Raw genomic sequence first — 19,275 nt, 5'->3', positions numbered from 1 at the left:
TCATGCCCCTAACTGGCCCACCAGGCCTCAATCTCTGCCGGGCCTATCCTGTCGGCAAGCCCCAGCGCGACAAGCCCGGCGTTCCCGGTCTGCGCTGGTCGCAAATCGGCATGGGTGCCGACCACATGCACCTCGGTCATGCCATCAGAGCCGGGCACGAAACCCTTCAGGCGGTAGATACCTGCCGGGCGCATGTTCAGTTTGTCGCGCAGGGCGGTCCGGCTCATCGGTGCGGGGGCGGGGCAGGACCAGCCGACATAGGCCGGATGCGGGACGGCGGCATGGTTGCCAGGACGCGGCATCACGCCAAAGAGCAGCGGCGCAAGCGGTGCGGCGCGGGGCAGGGACAACGGGCCAGGAATGCCGTTCTGCCGTAGAGCCTCGGTCAGTTCGGCATCAGGGCTGTCCGCCTTGGTCAGGACCAGCAGGTCGGCCACCCGCATCTGCTGCGCCACCTGCGGCGCGATCAGCGGATCGGCCAGCAGAGCGGCACCGTTCAGCCCGTCAATCAGCGTGACAATGCCGGCATAGCTCAGATCCGGCTCGGCCCTGGCCGCATTGGCGATGGCGGCGGGGTCGGCGATGCCGCTGGCCTCGATCACCAGGTGATCGGGGCGCGGGTCGCGGTCCAGAACGTCGCCCAGCGCCATGAACAGATCTGCCCCCATTGTGCAGCAGACACAGCCGTTGGTCAGCGCGATCATGTCGTCATCCGCCGCCGCGATCAGGCGCGCGTCGATATTGATGGCGCCGAAATCGTTGACCATCACCAACAGGCGCAGCCCGTGCTCCTCGGCCAGAAGCCGGTTGATCAGCGTTGTCTTTCCGGCGCCCAGATAGCCTGAGATGACGGTCAGCGGCAGGCGCATCAGATCAGGTTCACCCGGCCGCCCGACACCGTGCCAAGCACCGGCACATCCTTCAGGGCCATCGGGTCCACCGTGGTCGGGTCATCGCCCAGCACGGCGAAATCGGCGATCTTGCCGGTTTCGACAGAGCCGATCTCGGCATCCAGTTTCAGCGTATAGGCCGCACCCAGAGTGATGGCATAGAGCGCTTCCTCCACCGTGATACGCTGCTCGGTGCCCAGGGTGCGACCCGACATGGTCTGGCGGTTGACCGCGCACCACGCGGTGAAAAGTGGACCCATCGAGGTCACCGGCGCGTCGGAATGGATCGCGATGTGCACGCCTTCGTCCAGAGCGGAGCGCACCGCATCCATGCGGGTGGCGCGATCCTCGCCGATGGTCAGCGCGGCATGCTGGTCCCCGAAGAACCAGATGTGGTTCGAGAAGATATTGGTGCATACGCCCATTTCCGCACAGCGACGGAACTGATCGGGCCCCATCATCTGGCAATGCTGCAAGACATGCCTTGCGCCCGGCCACGGGTGGGCGCGCGCGGCAGCTTCGAGCGCGTCGAGTGTGACCGCCGACGCCTCGTCGCCGTTGACATGAATATGCATCTGCACGCCGTTTTTCTGCATCGTGGCGCAAAGCTCATGGATCAGCGCTGGCGGTGTATTCCAGATCCCGTTGGGCTGACCGCCAACGTAGCCCGGCCATTTGACCCGCGCGGTCCAGCCCTGGATCGACCCGTCGGTCATCAGCTTGACCGCGCCGAGGCGCAGCTTGTCAGTGGATTTCGCCCGCAACGCCAGGGCGCGCTGCGCAATGTCCTGCGGCGCGGCCCCGACTGCCCCCAGCACGGGCACGAGGCGAAGGGCGAACCCCGGGTCCGAGGTGACGGCCAGCAACTGGGCCAGGTCCGAATCCTGCATTTCCGAGAACAGGTCGGTCACCGTGGTGACGCCGGCGTGTTTGCAGACATCCGCATAGGTGCGAATGGCGGACTCCTTCTGCGACAGTCCGCGGAAATCCATCCCGGTCCGGCGCATCACCGGGAACATGGCCGCCATTTCCTGCAACTCGCCGGTGGGTTCGCCGTCATCGCCCTTGACCACGCCTTCGACATTGGTGTCGCGGCTGTATCCCGACATTTCAAGCGCGACACTGTTGGCGCAAAGCAGGTGGAAGTTCGAGAACATCACCACCACCGGCCGGTCGGCGGCGATCTGGTCCAGGTGATGCCGGTTTAGCCGCTCGGTCGGCAGAAAGATCGGGTCGAACCCCCAGGCGATCAGAGGCTGGCCCGCGGGCAGGGTCGCCACATGCTCTCGCAGGCGCGCGACCACCGCGCCTATATCGGTCATGCCCTTGTGCAAACGGCCTTGCGGATCGATCCGGTCATGATAGCCGGCATAGGCGAAGTTCCACATCGCACCGGCCATCATATGCGCGTGCCCCTCGACAAATCCGGGCATCAGCACCGCATGCGCAAGGCTGTTGTCGTGGGTGACCGGCCCCCAGGCATCGGCGCAGTCTGCACCGCCGACGGCAAGAACCTTTCCCTCGCGCACCGCGACATGGCTGGCAACCGGGCGGCTCGGGTCCATCGTGATGATCTTTCTGGCCGCAAAAACAGTGATATCCGACATCTTGACCTCCACATTCGGTAAAAGGGGTAGCCTGCGCGTGTTCCGCTGTAAAATGGAAATGCGGGTTTTCACTCTTCGAAACCTCGAGTGGATTGACGAACAGTCGCCTCCGGCGTTCGGGGGCCGCGCGCAATCAGGGCGGTTCGCCTCTGTTGCTGCGGAATTCTGGCTGGACGAGCGTTCAATATGTACGACGAGGGACCGGTTCGGAAACCATCGCCCGCCAAAGTCGTCCCAGGATGGCCGATCAATCGCCATCATGTTTTTTCCGTTCCCGGTGTGAAATGGCTTGGATAGAAGCCGTCACGGCTTGTCCGTTCGTTGAGCCGGGCCTCGATTCGAGTGACGCGCGGGGCGTATTGTTCGTGAATCCGGCAAAAATCACTCCCAAAGCCCGTATTGATACCCGGTCATTGGACAAAATATGGCAGAAATATGTCTGGATCACCGGCGCGGCGGCCCGATGTCCTTGGTTTCAAACTGTTTTCAACCGGGAAACAAAGCAAGGGGATATCGGGCGAGTTCACGTCGGAGATTTTGCCATATTGCCGATTTGTCCGGGTTTTCGATGAATTTCTCGAAAATTTGCAGAAACAATTATCAACCACTGGATGTGCAATGCACTCGGGCCTGCCTGCAATGCAGGGTGGCGATGCCCAAATGTGGCATTTTTTGGTTTGTTTTTTTCTTTGTCGGCCAGACGGCGTCCGGTATTGATGAAGCCAGCCCATCTGGGGGGCGATGTTTGTTGGTCACGGGGGCGACCGCACCAAAATTGCGTCATTCGGACGCGAGTGAGATGCGTGATCGCGCGGCAGCAGTACAGGTTGCCGGTGATGCTGGAGACGTGCGCTTTGTGCTCCGTCATTCCGCATTGTGTCGCTGTCAGGCTGCCTTTCTCGGGTGACGATTGACCGGTTGAGTGCAGTCGCATCCGGACCGCTATCGCCGCGGTGATTTTGTTTCCGCTTTAACGCGGGACGGCGCGTGGGTGCCGGGAAGGAGAATGGTATGGCGACGAATTTTGACAATCCGTACTCGGCCAATCTGATTGGCCTTTGGGATTTCCGTCCTGGGGCGGAGGCCAATGACACAGGTCTGGATGACGGCATCGCGCAGGACGGAACTCCGGTAAATGACCCGGCTTTTTCTGCGGGCTGGATCTACACGGGCTACCCCGATCAGCGGATGGACATCGACGACGGCGACGACGATCAGTTCGATCTCGAAGAGGGGACGATTGTCACGTCATTCCGGTATTTTGGCGGCAACAGCGCTTTGTCCGAGGGCCCTTATACCGTGCTTAGCCGCGGTGTCGAGGATTCCGGCAATGTCGATGACGGCCAGGGAACGACCCCCGGCGCCGACAGCGGCTTCTTCGAAGTGCGCGTCACCGACGACGGCGCGGTGGAGGTTCTGCACCGCTCCAACGGGATCGAGGAAGTTCTCAGCACCTCATCGGGCTTCTTCGTCGCCGGCGACGTGGTCACCGTTACCTATTCCTGGTCCGAATACGGGCTGGACATGAAGGTCCTGAACGAAACCCAGGGCACCCAGACGATGGTGTCCAGTGACCAGACCGGCATGACGCTGGATGTCACCACCGGAGACGAGCAAAGCTTCACTATCGGTGCGCGCGAAGCCACCGAAGGCGTTTTCGACCAGAATTTCGATGGTGGTATCGACTATGTCGCGGTTCTGGACGCTCCGGTTCTGGGGCAGTTGAACGGTATCGTCGAAGGCACACCGGGTGACGACACGATCGACCTCGGCTATACCGGGGATCCCGAAGGCGACATGATAGACAATGGCGATGCCGTCGATCCGACCCATGGCCCGGACGATGACGTCGTGGATGCCGGCCCCGGTGACGACAGCATCGACGCGGGCGAAGGCGACGACACCGTCTATGCCGGCAGCGGCAACGACACAGTCAATGGCGAAGCGGGCGACGATCTGCTGATCGGCGACAGCAATGCGCCTGGCGGCGGGGCCGGCGGCAGCACGCGCGAAGTCTTCGAATGGTTCCGCGCACCCGATCCGGACGATGGCGGCGCGATCGACGACGAAGACGACCTGAGCGGCGGTTTCACCCAGAACACGGGCGGCGTGGATGTCACCTTCTCGGTTCTCAATGCCGATGCCGGCGTCACCACCGAGTTTTCGACCCAAGAACAGTTTGTCGGCAATATTGACACCAACGGCCCGTCCGCGACCGATGACAGTTCCATGGAGTCCGAGCTGAACGGTCAGTCGAATACCGGCACTTATCAGCTGGAATTCTCGGAAGCCGTCACCAACGTCTCGTTCCGCATCAACGACATCGACGGCGACGGCCAGGCGCGGGTCCAGGCCTTCGACGTGAACGGCGACCCGATCACGGTGAACATTGCCGGCGGTTTGAATGTCACCGAAAGCGACGATAACGGGGTTGCCGGAAATGAAACCGCCACCGGCGACGGTGGTTATGCCGACCCCAACAACTCGAACTACTCGATCCTGGTCACCATTCCGGGACCGGTTGCCCGCCTGACCATCGAACATGGCCAGGCCGGACCGAACCCGAGCGAGATCAGCGTATCGGACGTGTATTTCGATGTTCCGAATACCGATACCGGCGTCGACGGCAACGACAGCATGACGGGCGGCGACGGGAACGACACTCTGATCGGCGAAGGCGGTGACGACACCCTGATCGGTGGCGATGGCAATGACAGCGTGGACGGTGGCGATGGCAATGATGTGATCGACACAACCGGCAGTCTGTCCGGCAACCTGCCCGATCGCGGTTTCCCGGCCTATGGCGGTTTCCCCGCCGTGCCAGCCGACCCGTTTGTGGACGACGACCGCGATACCGTTGACGGCGGCGATGGCAATGACATCATTGTGACCGGCGACGATACCGACCTGATCACTGGCGGGGCGGGTAACGACTCGATAGATGGCGGACTTGACGACGACACCATCGACGGCGGCGACGGCAACGACTTCATCGTCGGCAGCGAAGGCGCGGACTCGATCAGCGCAGGTGACGGCGACGATATCGTCTATGGCGGCCTCGACCCGATTTTCCCGGACCGGCTGAACATCCGCGATGATGGCAGCGACGGCGCGCCGGATCCGGAAACCACCAATGGGCTCGACTTCATCGATGGCGGCGCCGGCAACGACACGCTTTACGGTCAGGACGACAACGACACCATTCTGGGTGGCAGCGGAAACGACTGGATCGATGGCGGTATCGATCAGGACAGCCTTGATGGTGGTGACGGCAATGACACCCTGCTGGGCGGGCATGGCGAGGACGAGATCCACGGCGGCACCGGCAACGATTTGATCCTGGGCGGCACCGAGGCCGACATTCTCCATGGCGATGACGACCGCGATACCATCGGCGCCGGCATCGGCGATACGCTCTACGGCGGCGAGGGGGGCAATGACTATGACATCGCCATCGCGACCGGTCTGGCCGTGGTCAACTACGATCTGGGAGACCCGACCGGCGAGTCCGGCACGATCACCTATTTCAATGACGACCTGTCGGTTGCCGGTACGGCCGAGTTCTCGGAAATCGAAAATGTTCTGGTAATTGGCAATCCGACCCCGCCTCCTGGTAGCGGTCCGACCCCGCCGCCGGGCAGTGGACCGACCCCGCCGGACAGCTTCGACGGAATTGTTGAGGGCACATCCGGCAACGACACCATCGACTTGGGCTACACTGGCGATCCTGACGGCGACATGGTCGATGGCGATGACGCGGTCGCGCCGCTGGTCGATGAACAGGATGTAATCATTGCCGGCGGTGGCGATGACCTGGTCTATGGCGGGCTCGACACTGACGTGATCTTTGCAGGAGACGGCGACGATACCGTCTACGGTGAAGAAGGTGGCGACGCCATCGACGGCGGCGCCGGCAACGATTACCTCGACGGTGGCGCCGGACGCGACATTGTTGCTGGTGGCGACGGCGACGACACGATTTCCGGCAGCAACGACAACCCCGACGATGGCGGTGACATCCTTGCCGGCCAGTTCGGCGACGACCGTTTCGTCAATATCGGTATCGGCGAGGTCATCATTGGCGGCGAGGATGCCGACGGGCTGGACGAGGACGTTCTGGACCTGACCGGCGCAGGCGTGCCGGGTGGTTCGGTCACGGTGGAATACGATCCGACCGATGGCGAAGCCGGCACCGTCCGCTTCTTTGATGGCAGCGGAACCGAAGTCGGTACATCGACTTTCAGCGAAATCGAAACGGTCATCCTGCCCTGTTTTACCCCCGGCACCCGGATCGCGACACCAAAGGGCGAGCGGCTGGTCGAGGAGTTGCAGATCGGGGACCGCGTGATTACCCGCGACAATGGCATTCAGGCGATCCGCTGGATCGGCGCACGCAGGCTGAGCGGTGCGGAACTGGCCCGTGCCGGTCACCTGAACCCGGTGTTGATCCGTCAGGGTGCGCTGGGGGGCGGTCTGCCGGAACGCGACATGATGGTCAGCCCGAACCACCGGATCCTGGTGGCCAACGACAAGACGGCGCTCTACTTCGAAGAGCGTGAGGTTCTGGTCGCGGCGAAGCACCTGGTTGGTCTGGACGGCGTGGACATCGTGGAAATGTCCGAAGTGACCTATATTCACTTCATGTTCGACCAGCACGAAGTGGTTCTGTCCGATGGCGCCTGGACCGAGAGCTTCCAGCCTGGCGACCAGACGCTGGCCGGTCTTGGCAAGGCACAGCGCAACGAGATCTTCGAACTCTTCCCGGAACTGAAGACCGTAGAAGGGATCGAGGCTTATGCCGCCGCGCGCCGGTCGCTGAAGAAACACGAAGCCCGCCTGCTGATCTGACAGCGGGCTTCGGTCTTCCCCGAATATGCAGCATGAACCGCGTGGTATCGGGGCGCGCGGGCAGGGCGGGTCGCGGTCTTCCGCGCCCCGCCTATTGCTTTTGGGCGCGCCACTCGGCCCAGGCCTCGGGTGTGTCCAGATCGGTCCGGGCGTTCTGGCCGGGCAGGGGCACCAGCTCCAACCTGTCCCGATACGCCTGAACCACAGATTGCGCGCCGGCATCTCCCGCCAGTTTCAGAAGCTCGGGGAACAGTGCCTTGTGAAACACCACCGGATGTCCGGGGCGGCCGTCTTCTGTCGCCCCGCGCCAGACCAGATTTTTCGTCGAAAAATCTACGGCGCCCAGCACGCATGACAGGTCCGTCGCCGTCAGGTCGGGCAAATCGGCGAGCAGCACCATCGCGGCGGCCGCGTCGCGGGGCAAGGCGGCAACCGCGCGGCGAAGGCTGGCGTTCATGCCTTCGGCTGCATCGGGCACCTCGACGATCTCCAGATCCAGTCCGGTCAGAGCAGCATGGCGCGGGTGTGGCGCGGGAGGCAGGGCGGCTATGACGGGTCCGGCCGCCTGGGCAATCCGGGCGGTCCGCCGGAGCAGCGGTTCGCCGTCGATGTCCTGCATCAGCTTGTCGGCGCCACCCATGCGGCGCGATTGGCCGGCGGCCAGAAGGAGGATGGGGATCTTGTCCATACCGCCACTCTGGCCGCTGGCGCGCGGCTTGTCACCCGCGCATGCGCGCGCCGTCGCCATCAAACAGCGGTTCCGTGATCACCCGCGCCCTGCGCATCTGGCCCAGGATCTCGATTTCGACCTCCAGGCCCTCGACGATCCGGTCGCTGGGCAGGAAACCCTGCGCGATGGACTTGCCCGCATGGTGCGAATAGCCGCCCGAGGTGCAGAAACCGACAACCGCGCCATCCAGCCAGATCGGTTCATAGGCGTTCACATCGGCATCGTCGGCTTCGACCTCAAAGGCGCAGAGCCGCCGCGCCGGGCCCGTGGCCCGTTCTGCCTCGGCCGCCGCACGCCCGATGAAATCGGTGTTCTTCCTGAACGCGATGAAGCGGTTCAGGCCGGTTTCGGCGGCGGTGTAATCGGGTGAGAACTCGCGCATCCACGACCCGAAGAACTTGTCGAGCCGCAGGCTCATCATGGCCCGCATGCCGAACGGGACCATGTCGTGCTCCTGGCCCGCCTTCCACAAGGTCCACCACAGCTGCCGCTGTGCCATCGGATCGCAGTAGATCTCGTACCCCAGATCGGCGGTATAGCTGACGCGCTGCACAATACAGTCAGTCATGCCGACCACCATCCGCCGCACGTCCATGAAGCGTAGACTGTCCACATCGTCGCGGGTGCAGGCGGCAAGAACCGCGCGTGCCTTGGGGCCGGCGATCTGGAAACCGTTGCGTTTGTCGCTGATGTTCTCGATGGTTACGCCATCTTCCTCATGTTTCTGGAACCAGCGCATGTGATAGGCTTGCGACCCGTAGGAGGCGGTCAGCTGGAACTCGGTCTCGCTCAGGCAGGAGACGGTGAAATCGCCGATCAGCTTGCCCTTTTCGCTCAGCATCGGGGTCAGCGACAACCGGCCCGGCACCGGGATTCGGCCCGCCATGATCCGGTCCAGCCAGGCGCGCGCCCGCGGCCCTTTCACAAGGTACTTGCCGAAGTTGTGCAACTCGTTGATGCCGACGCCACCACGCACCCCGCGCACCTCGCGGCCGGTGGCCTCGAACGCGTCCGAGCGGCGGAAGGACGGGGTTTCATAGGTCGGCTCGCCGTCCTGCGCGAAATAGTTCACCACCTCCAGCCCGTATTGCTGGCCCCAGACCGCGCCCATGTCGGAAAAGATGTCGTACATCGGCGTGGTGCGGTTCGGCCGCGCGGCGGGCAGTTCCTCGTTCGGATAGGAGACGCTGAAGCGTTTCTGATAGTTCTCGATCACCTTTGGGCGGGTGTAGCCGGGGCTGATCCAGTTGCCGAACCGCGCCACGTCGAGCGCCATGACGTCACGCTCGGGCTCGCCCTCGATCATCCATTGCGCCAGGGTCAGACCGACGCCGCCGCCCTGGCTGAAGCCAGCCATCACACCGCAGGCCGACCAGTAGTTGCGCATGCCCGGCACCGGCCCCACCAGCGGGTTGCCGTCGGGGGCAAAGGTGAAGGGGCCGTGAATGACCGATTTGACGCCGGCGCGTTCCAGCACCGGGAAACGCTTGTAGGCAAAGGCGATCGATTCCTCGATCTTGTCGAAATTGTCGGGCAGCAGTTCATGGCCGAAACTCCAGGGCGTACCGTCCACCGCCCAGGGCTTGCAGGGCTGCTCATAGAACCCGATGCACAGCCCGCGCCCCTCTTGCCGCAGATAGCTTTCGCCGGCGGGGTCCATCACATGCGGATGTTCGCCGCCAGCGTCGATGATCGCTTCGATCTCGGGGATGTTGTCGGTGACAAGGTACTGGTGCTCCATCGGGTGCAGCGGGAAATAGACGCCTGCCATGGCGCCCACCTCGCGCGCCCAGAGGCCGCCCGCGTTCACCACGTGTTCGGCGTGGATCGTGCCCTTGTCGGTGACCACGTCCCAGGTGCCGTCCGGGCGCTGGTTGGTCTCGCGCACCATGCAATGGGTTTCGATGGTTGCCCCGCCCATGCGCGCGGCCTTGGCATAGGCGTGCGTCGTGCCGGAGGGATCGAGGTGCCCGTCGAGCGGATCATAGAGCGCGCCGATTATGCCGTCGAGATTGGTGATCGGGGCGATCTTGGCAATCTCCTCGGGACCGACGATCTCGGTCTCCAGCCCCATGAACCGGTGTTTCGCGCGCTCGGCCAGCAGCATGTCGAACCGGTCGCGGTTGTCGGCCAGGGTGATGCCGCCCACATGGTGCAGCCCGCAGGACATGCCGGTGATCTCTTCCAGTTCGCGATAGAGCCGGATGGTGTAGCCCTGAAGCGCCGCCATGTTGGTGTCGCCGTTCAACGTGTGGAACCCGCCTGCCGCGTGCCAGGTCGAGCCACTGGTCAACTCGGAGCGTTCCAGCAGCATCACATCTGACCAGCCCAGCTTGGTCAGGTGGTAAAGGACGGAACAGCCGACGACGCCGCCGCCGATGACGGCCACACGGGTGGTGGTTTTCATATGAGTCTCCGCTAAGCTTGTGGGACATGTCTACGCTACCAGTCACGGCAGTTAGCAAGCATGATCTTGTCACCTTGCGACACCAGATGTCGTAAATGATTATCCACCTGATCCGAGAGGTCGATTTGATTACCAAGTTTCTGACGATTGCCCACGGGATGCTGCGGCTGCTTTATGTCCGGGTCATGCTGATCGGGGCGCTCAGCATTCTCTCGGTGCCGCTGGCGATGATGCTTGGCGATCTGATCCCGGTCGGGCTGGCCGACCAGATCGGGGCTGCGGCGGTCGATCCGATCCTGCAAACACTTGCCACCAGCATGCTGGCGGTCACGACATTCTCGCTGACGGTGATGACCGGCGCCTATCGAACCGCCTGGAGCCAATGGGGCCCGCGCACCCATGTGATCCTCAAGGACGACACCGCCACGCATTCGGTTCTGTCCGTATTCGTGGGGGCCTTCATCTTTTCGATGTTCGGCATGGTTCTTCGGCGCACCCCGTTCTTTGCCGAGCAGGAAAGCGTGGCTCTTTTCGCGTTGACCTTGCTGGTCATCGTGCTGATCGTGGTGTCGATCATCCGCTGGATCGCGCATCTTGAGAACCTGGGCAGCTTCGACGAAACCCTGGCTCAGGTGGAACGGCGGGTCGCGGAGACCCTGCGCGGGCTTGCAAGAGAACCCTGCAAAGGCGCGAACGCGCTGACCGGCACGGACATGCCGTCAGACAACCTGCAACCGATCCGGACCTCGGAGCCGGGTTATGTCCAGCAGATCTATGTCGAGGCGCTTCAGGATCTGGCAGAGCAGGCGGACGCGCGGGTCTTTGTCACGGTTTCTGTCGGGGACTATGTTCAGGACGGGCAGCAACTCGCGGTTTTCGGCAGCAAGAACCTGCCGGGGGATATTGCGGAGCAGGCCGAAAGTGCCTTTGCGATCAAGCCCGCGCGCAATTTCGTTCAGGATCCGTTGTTCGGCCTGTCTGTCCTTGGGGACATGGCCTGCCGGGCGCTGTCACCCGGCATCAACGATCCCTCCAGCGCCGTTACGGTGATCGACCGGCTGTCGTCTTTGCTCTTGCTTGCCAGTCCGGATGACAAGGCCGAACCGGCAAAGCCGAGGCTCGACCGTGTCTGGCTGTATCCCTTGGCGCCAAGGGCGTTGTTTGCCGAGACTTTCGACCGGATCGCGCGCGACGGCGAGACCATCATCGAGGTGCAAAGGGCCATTCAACGCGCCCTGGCAGCCATCGAAGCGAATGCCGACGAGGCATTCGGCATTGCGGCGCGTGACTGTGCAGACCGCAGCATGGAGCGGGGCCTGAACGGTTTGAAATCCGAAACCGAAAGAAATCAACTTCGGGCCGCGCGGACCTGATCTCAATCGCTGCTGCGGAACCTCGAGCGCTGCACGATCCAGACGGCAAGAAGTGGCACCACGACGGTGATCACCGCAACGGTGATCAGCAGATGGCCCAGTTCCGAATAATCCGCCGGAATGGTGATGGTGCCATCCTCGGCGCGGACTTCACGCGTCACGGTGAAAACCTGGTTGAGATACTTGGTACCGAGGCTGGAGGCCGAGAGCGCCAGGTTGGTGAACGACGCCATGACAGCGAAGAAGGTCGCCTTGAGGTTGGAGGGCGCGTTGCGGGCGATCCAGGCCAGCATCGGGATCATCGCGATCTGGCCCAGAGGCGATTCCACTGCCGCGTCCACCAGCGCGATGAACCGCGCATCGACGATGCCGCCGGTCCGCGGCGCGGTCCATTCGTGGATGCCGTAATAGAGCCCGATATTCGGCAGCGCCAGCACCCCCGCCGCCAGCGTCAGCAGCACCACGATGTAGACGATGGTGCGATGCGCCATCAGCGGGCGCAGCACGATCATTCCGGCCAGCGTCAGCAGCGAGGTGATCAGCGACAGCACCGCGAGGAACTGCTGGTCGAAGTCGAGATCGTCGATGGTGAACCAGGTCGCGCCGGCACCGGGCAGGGGGGTAGCGCGGAACGCGAAGACGATCACCGCCGTGCCGATCAGCGCGCGCGCCTTGTCGGGCGGCAGCGCCGCGATCAGCTGCCGCATCAGGTAGAGCACGATCGCCATCGACCCGGCAAAGATGATCTCCTGCGAGAACTGCACCTGCGACAGCCCTACGGCCAGTGACACTGCGACAAAGGCGCCGCCGCCGATGAAATAGGCCCAGTTCGGCGTGACAGCGCCGCCCTCGGGGGCGAACTGCGCCTCGGCCGCGTCCCGGGTCATGCCATGCGCCATCAGGCGGGCGATGTGGCGCCGCTGCTGGATCATGGACAGCAGCACGCCCGAGATCGATATCACAGGGATCGCCAGCCCCATCAGGTAGACCCGGCCATAGATCGCGCCCTGTTCCGTCGTGGGCAGGTCCTCGATTCCGGAAAACAGCGTGATGTTCAGCGCCGCCACCGCGGTCAGGGCCGAGATCAGCGCGACACGGCCCAGCGTCTGCATGGTGGTGTGCTGGGCACGCAGCGTGTCCTCGTCCAGAGCGTTGCCCCGGGCATCGACCCGCGGCACCGCCTCGACCGAGAGCGCATCGGCTACGGCATCCTGGATCACATAGCCCGAGGGCGACAGCAGCGTTGCCAGCACGAACCAGGCGGTGACCGGCATCACCTGCTCCATCCACGGCACCCGTGTGGCCAGCCCGAACATGATGGTGAAACTGGCCGCGATCAGCCCGGCCCCGAGGAACACCAGCACCCATTTCCAGCGCCACAGCAGGTCCACCAGATGCCCCATCGGCATCTTGAGCGCCCAGGGCAGCCCCGCCCAGAAGGCCAGCGAGGCCACGAAGGCGGCCGAGACATCGAGGTAGTCCTTGATGAAAAACGTGCCGACCACGCTGGTGATGCCCGAGGCGCCATAGGCGAAATAGACCATCAGCGGTGGCAGGAACGACCAGCGCATCTGCTTGCCGAGGTCCAGCACTACGGCATCGAACCACGACCACAGACGCTGAGCGGCCGTCATAGCGGGCGAATCTTCAGCTCGGTGATCCGGTTGCCCTCGCGGCCGGTCACTTCGAACCGGAAGCCGTGGAAGGCAAAGACCTGCCCGGCGGTCGGAATCATCTGCGCCTCGTGGATCACGAGGCCCGCGACCGTATTGGCCTCGTCATCGGGCAATGACCAGTCCAAGGCGCGGTTGAGGTCGCGTATGGTGGTGGCGCCTTCGACTATGAACTGGCCGTCTTCGCTGCGGGAGACGGGGGTTTCGTTGTCCAGGTCGAACTCGTCGGTGATCTCGCCGACGATTTCTTCGAGAATGTCTTCGAGCGTGATCAGCCCGCGCAGCGAACCATATTCGTCCACCACCAGGGCAAAATGGCTGCGCATCCGCAAGAAGGCGCGCATCTGGTCGTCAAGCGTCGTGGTTTCCGGCACGAAGTAAGGGGCTGTCGCAACCTTGGAGATGTCGAAATCCTTGAGCCGTCTTGTATTCCCGTCGGTTCCGCCGACCTGGGCGTACATGGCGCGGAACAGATCCTTGGCATGCACGACGCCGATGATGTTCTCTTGCTCGCCCCGGTAGACTGGCAAGCGGGTATGCGGGCTTTCAAGACATTGGGCCAGAATCACTTCGGGTTCGGCATCGGCATCCAGCATCATGATGCCCGACCGGTGCAGCATGATCTCCTCGACCGTGCGTTCTGCCAGGTCCAGCGCGCCCAGGATGCGGTCGCGGTCCTCCTTTTCGACCACCCCTTCGGAATGGCCGAGGTAAAGCGCGCCGGCGATCTCTTCGCGGACCGCCATGATATGACTGTCTGGGTCGATCTGCACCCCGAAGAGACGCAGCACCCCCCGCACCAGGAACCGGACCAGCGCGACGACGGGCGCGAACAGCATGACAACCACCCCGATGAGCGGGGCCACCGCGGCTGCCGCCTTCTCGGCATTCGTAATCGCGTATGTCTTGGGCAGCACCTCGGCGAAGACCAGCACCAGCACGGTCATCACAAGCGTAGCAATCGCCACGCCGCTTTCGCCGAAGGCGCGCGTGAACAGCGAAGTCGCCAGGGCAGCCGACAGGATGTTGACCAGATTGTTGCCCAGAAGAACCGAGCCGATCAGGCGCTCGTTGTCCTCGGTGATCTGCAAGGCCTTGGCGGCGCCGCTGGAGCCCTTGTCGGCCTGGCTTCTCAGCTTTCCGCGCGACGCGGCGGTCAGCGCGGTTTCCGAGCCCGAGAAGAAACCGGACAGGATGAGAAGAAGCAGGATCGCGCCGGTCGTGATCCAGAAGGCGCTGTCGAGCGCAGAAGAAGAGGGGTCCATTGGTCCAGATGACTGATTTCGGTGAGTACCGTTATGGGGCCGCGCATGGGCGTGATCAAGGGGTCAGTCCCCGTTGCCATTGTCGCGGGCCAGCGGATGATGCGTCAGTACCAGCTCGGCCAGGCGTTCGTCGAGCACATGGGTGTAGATTTCCGTCGTTGCCACGTCTGCATGGCCCAGAAGGGTCTGTATGGTGCGCAGGTCTGCGCCATTGGCCAGAAGGTGGGTCGCAAAGGCATGACGCAGGGTGTGCGGGGTCACCTTCTCGGGGTCGATGCCGCCGGATGCGGCCAGTTCCTTGATCAGCAGATAGAAGGCATGGCGCGTGAGATGCCCGCTTTTACCGCGCGAGGGAAACAGGTGCAGACTTCGGGGTTTACCCTTTGCGGCGGTATCGTCCTCGGCTGCGTCACGTGCGGCAAGCCACGCGGCCAGCGCCTTGCGGGCAGGGGGGGACAACGGCACCATGCGCTCCTTGCCGCCCTTGCCGCGCACCAGCAACATCCGGGGATCGCCGCGCGCGGCGGACACGGGCAGCGAAACCAACTCGCTCACCCGCATCCCGGTCGCGTAGAGCAGCTCCATCAGGCAGGTGTTGCGCATCCGGTCCTGTTCGGTACGTCCCGACTGGCGGGCGGCCTCGAGCAGTCGGTCGACTTCGACCACTTCCAGCGTCTTGGGCAGTGATTTCAGACGTCCGGGCCCGCGGATCTGGATCGCGGGGTTGTCGCCGCGCCAGCCTTCCTCGAAGGCAAACCGGTAGAGCTGCTTGATCGCCGAGAGGCGCCGGGCGCGAGTGGACCGGGCCAGACCCTGGCCATCGCAATGGACCAGATAGGCTTCGACCATGTCGCGATCGACGGCGGCGAAACTGCTGCCGCGCCGTTCCAGAAAAGCGGCGAAATCCATCAGGTCCCGGCCATAGGCCAGTTGCGTGTTGGTCGCTGCGCCCAGTTCGGCGGCCTGAGCCTCCAGAAAGGTCGATATCCAGCGATCCTGGCTTGCCGGCGCCGACATCGTTCAACTCCGGTCCAGCAGCATCAGTTGCAGGGCAGCGCGGCGCGCGGTGTCCTCGAGCCCGACACGGCGAAACAGGGCCAACGCCATGGCCAGATCGCCATGATTGCCCTGGGCTCCGCGTGCAAACCGGTCCATCGCTTCGAGGATGGCTTCGCCCAGATGCCCATCGTCCAGCAGCAACTCCAGTTCCGGCGCCAATCGGGCGACGCGCGAGAACCCTTCGGCGATGGCCGCAGCCCGTGGCGATGGCGGCAGCACGTTTCCAGGTGTTCCCTGGGCCAGGGCTGCAAGAAAGCCCGCTTCGCTATCGGTTCCGACCGGTTCACGCGCGGCAAGCTCGTAGGCGGGCGACAGAAGCCGGATACGCCATGCCAGGGCGGCGGCCTTCGGATCGGTGAGTGTCAGTTGAGCCAGCGCATCGGCAAACAGATGCGCGAACGGCACCTCCAGCCGCGCCTGTTGCATCGCCTGCCAGACGATCGGCAGGGTCTTGGCGACCGCCTCGGGGCTGCCGGCCTGAAGTGCGGTTTCAAACCGCTGCAACGCCGTGACCCGGTCCCAGATGCCGCCCGATGCCGCCGGTTCGCGCTGGGTGTAGAGGCCCAGCAACTGGTTTGGCGTCAGCGCGCCGATCCGCGTCAACCGTTCGGCTGCTTCCAGTTGCGCCTTCCAGCCGGCGAGGTCGCGGAGATCGGCATTGGCATAGGCACGCGGCAAGGGCGCGGTCGCCATCGGTTCGCCGATCGCTTCGAAAAGACGGAAAGTCAACGGGTCGGGGCGCGTGGGGCGCACGGGCGGCGGCAAGTCCTCGAAGATTTCGGGGCTGAGGAACCGGTCAAGCAGGTTCAGCGTGTCCTGTGGTATCAGGTCGAGCACATGCGCCGCCTCAAGCGTGAGCGCAGCCGAGGTCCAGTCACCGCGCCGGGCCGTGCAGAATATCCGTGCCGCATAATCCGGGGACAGGTATGGTTTCGCGACCAGCGCCGCGCAGCTTCTGTCTTCGTCGCCGGTGAGCAGGGTCGCATTGAACCAGCGCGCGAACCGTTCCGACGTGTCGGTGGGCCCGGCCAGTTGCACCAGCGCCTGCGCAGGATCGACCGCGCCCAATTGCATGAGACGGTCGATGCGCGCCAATAACATCCTTTCGGAAGCTTCGGCGGCTCCCTGCGGGGGCCTCGTTTCCGACAGCAGCAGCGTGTAGAGCAGCGTCTGCATCGCCGGGTGATCCCTGACGGGTACATTCATCAGGCTTTCGGCAAGCTGCTCGGCGTCGCTGCGTTGCCACAGGTCCACGGGCAGGCCCGTCACACCGGAGGAAACCAGCCCCAGCGGCGGGGACAGCGCTTCAAGCGGTGTAACTTCGATCTGCGGTTGCTGCCCGGTTCTTGTCACCGGCGGTTCAAGCAGGACCGTGCCCGGAAGGTTCGCAGGCGGTGGCGCATTCAGCCAGTCGATGACCGACAGCGGGGGTTGGCTCTGTGCCAGCGCGAGGCCGGGGAGAACCAGCAGAAAGACGGCGAGCCTAGTCGGCATTCAGAACCACCGGTTGCCGTATCTCCTTTTGCGGGGCGGAAAAATCCACGCCGAAGAAGGGGCCGACATAGCTGTATCCGACCAGGCCGATAAAGCCCAGGCAAAGGATGTAAACCACGAGTTTGACCAGACGACCCATCATTTGAAACTGCCTCATTTCTCGATTTTGACCAAGTTATAACTGGCCTTTTTCACAAGATCACGTCATTCACGGTGGAATGAAGCAAATTGAGCATAACTCGGCCCAAACCATGGGCATGACGCGGGCGGCATTGCGCAAGACCGTGGTCATGGTCGGCATGATGGGGGCAGGAAAGACAGCGGTCGGCAAGGCACTGTCGGCAAAGCTGGGGGTTCCCTTTCTGGACAGCGATGCCGAAATCGAGGCCGCGGCCAACATGTCGATCCCCGAGATTTTCTCGCGCGACGGAGAGGCGTTCTTTCGGGAAAAGGAAAGCATGGTTATCGCCCGCCTGCTGGAAGGGGAGCCCTGCGTTCTGTCGACCGGAGGCGGTGCATTCCTGGCCTCTGCGAATCGCCGGATGATCTCCGAGCGCGGCGTTTCGGTCTGGCTCAAGGCGGATATTGGGGTGCTCTGGAACCGGGTCAGACACAAGGATTCGCGCCCGTTGCTGCGGACACCGGACCCGCGTGCGACCTTGCGCACGCTTTATGAGGCGCGCGTACCGATCTATGCCGAGGCCGATCTGACCGTGATATCGGATGCTGAAACTTCGATCGAGCAGATGGCAGACCGGGTGATCGACGCCCTGCGGTCGCGACCGGACGTATTGGAACTGACCTGACATGATGAATACCGTGCATGTGGAGCTGGGCGCGCGCAGCTACGATGTGGAAATCGGCCCCGGCCTGATTGCCGAGGCGGGCGCGCGGATCGCGCCCCTGCTGGCGCGGCCGCGCGTTGCGGTGCTGACGGACGAGACGGTCTCCGGCCTGCATCTCGACGCATTGCGAGCCGGTTTGGGCGCCGCCGGGATTGACATGACGGCGCTGGCCCTGCCGGCGGGAGAGTCGACCAAGGGCTGGCCGCAGTTCGAACGCGCCGTCGACTGGCTGCTCGCGCAAAAGGTCGAACGGCGCGATGTGGTGGTGGCTTTCGGCGGCGGCGTGATCGGTGATCTTGCGGGATTCGCCGCGTCCGTGCTGAGGCGGGGCGTGCGCTTTGTCCAGATCCCGACCACGCTGTTGGCGCAGGTGGACAGCTCTGTGGGCGGCAAGACGGGGATCAACTCGATCCATGGCAAGAACCTGATCGGTGCCTTTCATCAGCCGTCGCTGGTTCTGGCCGATACGGCCGTGCTGGGGACGCTGACAGCGCGCGATTTCCTGGCCGGCTATGGCGAGGTGGTAAAATACGGGCTGTTGGGAGACGCTGCCTTCTTTGACTGGCTCGAAAAGATGGGACCGGCGCTGGCCTCGGGCGAGATGGCCGCGCGGGTCGAGGCGGTGACGCGCTCGGTGCAGATGAAGGCCGATATCGTCGCCCGCGACGAGACCGAGCAGGGCGACCGGGCGCTGTTGAACCTGGGCCATACCTTCTGTCACGCGCTCGAGGCGGCCACCGGCTATTCCGACCGGCTGTTGCATGGCGAGGGGGTGGCGATCGGCTGCGCATTGGCCTTCGAACTGTCGGCGCGGCTGGGTCTGTGTTCACAGGAGGACCCCAGCCGGGTCCGCGCCCATCTCAAGGCGATGGGGATGAAGACCGATCTGGCTGACATACCCGGCGATCTGCCGGATGCGTCGGCATTGGTCGACCTGATGGCGCAGGACAAGAAAGTGGTCGACGGTCAGCTGCGCTTCATCCTTGCGCGCGGGATCGGGCAGGCTTTCGTCACCTCGGACGTTCCGCGCGAAGCGGTCGCGAAACTTCTTGAGGATGCGCTGGCAAGCGTCTGACAAGGAATG

The 19,275-nt window shown here is 63.6% G+C and carries 14 protein-coding genes; 4 read left to right on the top strand and 10 right to left on the bottom strand.

Annotated elements, in window-relative coordinates:
* Positions 1-8: 8 nt before the first annotated feature.
* The 3 genes from BLT75_RS01750 to BLT75_RS23995 form a co-directional block, all read right to left on the bottom strand.
* The gene (locus BLT75_RS01750) at positions 9-869 is read right to left on the bottom strand and encodes a CobW family GTP-binding protein (RefSeq protein WP_176827800.1); all 861 of its coding nucleotides are present in this window, start codon (positions 867-869) and stop codon (positions 9-11) included.
* Positions 869-2,497, bottom strand: coding sequence for an amidohydrolase (locus BLT75_RS01745; RefSeq protein ID WP_093027333.1), 1,629 nt, complete (start codon positions 2,495-2,497; stop codon positions 869-871). The genes BLT75_RS01750 and BLT75_RS01745 overlap by 1 nt, the downstream gene beginning before the upstream one ends.
* Positions 2,498-3,020: 523 nt before the next feature.
* Positions 3,021-3,365 (bottom strand): hypothetical protein, encoded by a 345-nt coding sequence (locus tag BLT75_RS23995; protein WP_143028496.1) that lies wholly within the window; start codon positions 3,363-3,365, stop codon positions 3,021-3,023.
* A gap of 143 nt (positions 3,366-3,508) precedes the next feature.
* Between BLT75_RS23995 and BLT75_RS01740 the strand changes: the two genes are divergently transcribed.
* The gene (locus BLT75_RS01740) at positions 3,509-7,345 is read left to right on the top strand and encodes a Hint domain-containing protein (protein ID WP_245706302.1); all 3,837 of its coding nucleotides are present in this window, start codon (positions 3,509-3,511) and stop codon (positions 7,343-7,345) included.
* A 91-nt stretch (positions 7,346-7,436) separates the two neighbouring features.
* Here the strand turns inward: BLT75_RS01740 and BLT75_RS01735 are convergent, their stop codons facing one another.
* Both BLT75_RS01735 and BLT75_RS01730 read right to left on the bottom strand, forming a co-directional pair.
* Positions 7,437-8,033, bottom strand: a complete 597-nt coding sequence (locus tag BLT75_RS01735) for a nucleotidyltransferase family protein (RefSeq protein WP_093027329.1) — start codon at positions 8,031-8,033, stop codon at positions 7,437-7,439.
* 31 nt (positions 8,034-8,064) lie between these two features.
* The gene (locus BLT75_RS01730; protein WP_093027067.1) at positions 8,065-10,482 is read right to left on the bottom strand and encodes a GcvT family protein; all 2,418 of its coding nucleotides are present in this window, start codon (positions 10,480-10,482) and stop codon (positions 8,065-8,067) included.
* A gap of 95 nt (positions 10,483-10,577) precedes the next feature.
* Here BLT75_RS01730 and BLT75_RS01725 point away from each other — a divergent pair, with 95 nt between their 5' ends.
* The gene (locus tag BLT75_RS01725) at positions 10,578-11,855 is read left to right on the top strand and encodes a DUF2254 domain-containing protein (RefSeq protein ID WP_093027065.1); all 1,278 of its coding nucleotides are present in this window, start codon (positions 10,578-10,580) and stop codon (positions 11,853-11,855) included.
* Between the two features lie 2 nt (positions 11,856-11,857).
* On the opposite strand, the gene BLT75_RS01720 is transcribed toward BLT75_RS01725, so the two are convergent.
* The 5 genes from BLT75_RS01720 to BLT75_RS24280 all read right to left on the bottom strand — a co-directional run bounded on the left by BLT75_RS01720 (position 11,858) and on the right by BLT75_RS24280 (position 17,488).
* Positions 11,858-13,489, bottom strand: coding sequence for an MFS transporter (locus BLT75_RS01720; protein ID WP_093027063.1), 1,632 nt, complete (start codon positions 13,487-13,489; stop codon positions 11,858-11,860).
* Complete coding sequence (locus tag BLT75_RS01715) at positions 13,486-14,793, bottom strand: HlyC/CorC family transporter (protein ID WP_093027061.1); 1,308 nt, start codon at positions 14,791-14,793, stop codon at positions 13,486-13,488. The genes BLT75_RS01720 and BLT75_RS01715 overlap by 4 nt, the downstream gene beginning before the upstream one ends.
* A 63-nt stretch (positions 14,794-14,856) precedes the next feature.
* Positions 14,857-15,810, bottom strand: coding sequence for a tyrosine recombinase (locus tag BLT75_RS01710; protein ID WP_093027059.1), 954 nt, complete (start codon positions 15,808-15,810; stop codon positions 14,857-14,859).
* A gap of 3 nt (positions 15,811-15,813) precedes the next feature.
* Positions 15,814-17,346 (bottom strand): hypothetical protein, encoded by a 1,533-nt coding sequence (locus BLT75_RS01705; protein ID WP_093027057.1) that lies wholly within the window; start codon positions 17,344-17,346, stop codon positions 15,814-15,816.
* The gene (locus tag BLT75_RS24280) at positions 17,336-17,488 is read right to left on the bottom strand and encodes a hypothetical protein (RefSeq protein WP_176827769.1); all 153 of its coding nucleotides are present in this window, start codon (positions 17,486-17,488) and stop codon (positions 17,336-17,338) included. Before BLT75_RS24280 ends, BLT75_RS01705 begins: the two co-directional genes overlap by 11 nt.
* Before the next feature lie 76 nt (positions 17,489-17,564).
* Here BLT75_RS24280 and BLT75_RS01700 point away from each other — a divergent pair, with 76 nt between their 5' ends.
* Together BLT75_RS01700 and aroB are read left to right on the top strand one after the other, a co-directional pair.
* Entirely contained in the window at positions 17,565-18,152 is a 588-nt protein-coding gene (locus BLT75_RS01700) for a shikimate kinase (protein WP_093027055.1), read from the top strand.
* A gap of 1 nt (position 18,153) precedes the next feature.
* Positions 18,154-19,266, top strand: coding sequence for a 3-dehydroquinate synthase (gene aroB, locus BLT75_RS01695; RefSeq protein WP_093027053.1), 1,113 nt, complete (start codon positions 18,154-18,156; stop codon positions 19,264-19,266).
* The last annotated feature ends 9 nt before the right edge of the window (positions 19,267-19,275 follow it).

The organism is Ruegeria marina, from assembly GCF_900101475.1.
Lineage (GTDB): Bacteria > Pseudomonadota > Alphaproteobacteria > Rhodobacterales > Rhodobacteraceae > Ruegeria_B > Ruegeria_B marina.
The sequence above is the reverse complement of the archived record's forward strand: the minus strand, read 5'-3'. Positions and strand labels throughout refer to the sequence as shown.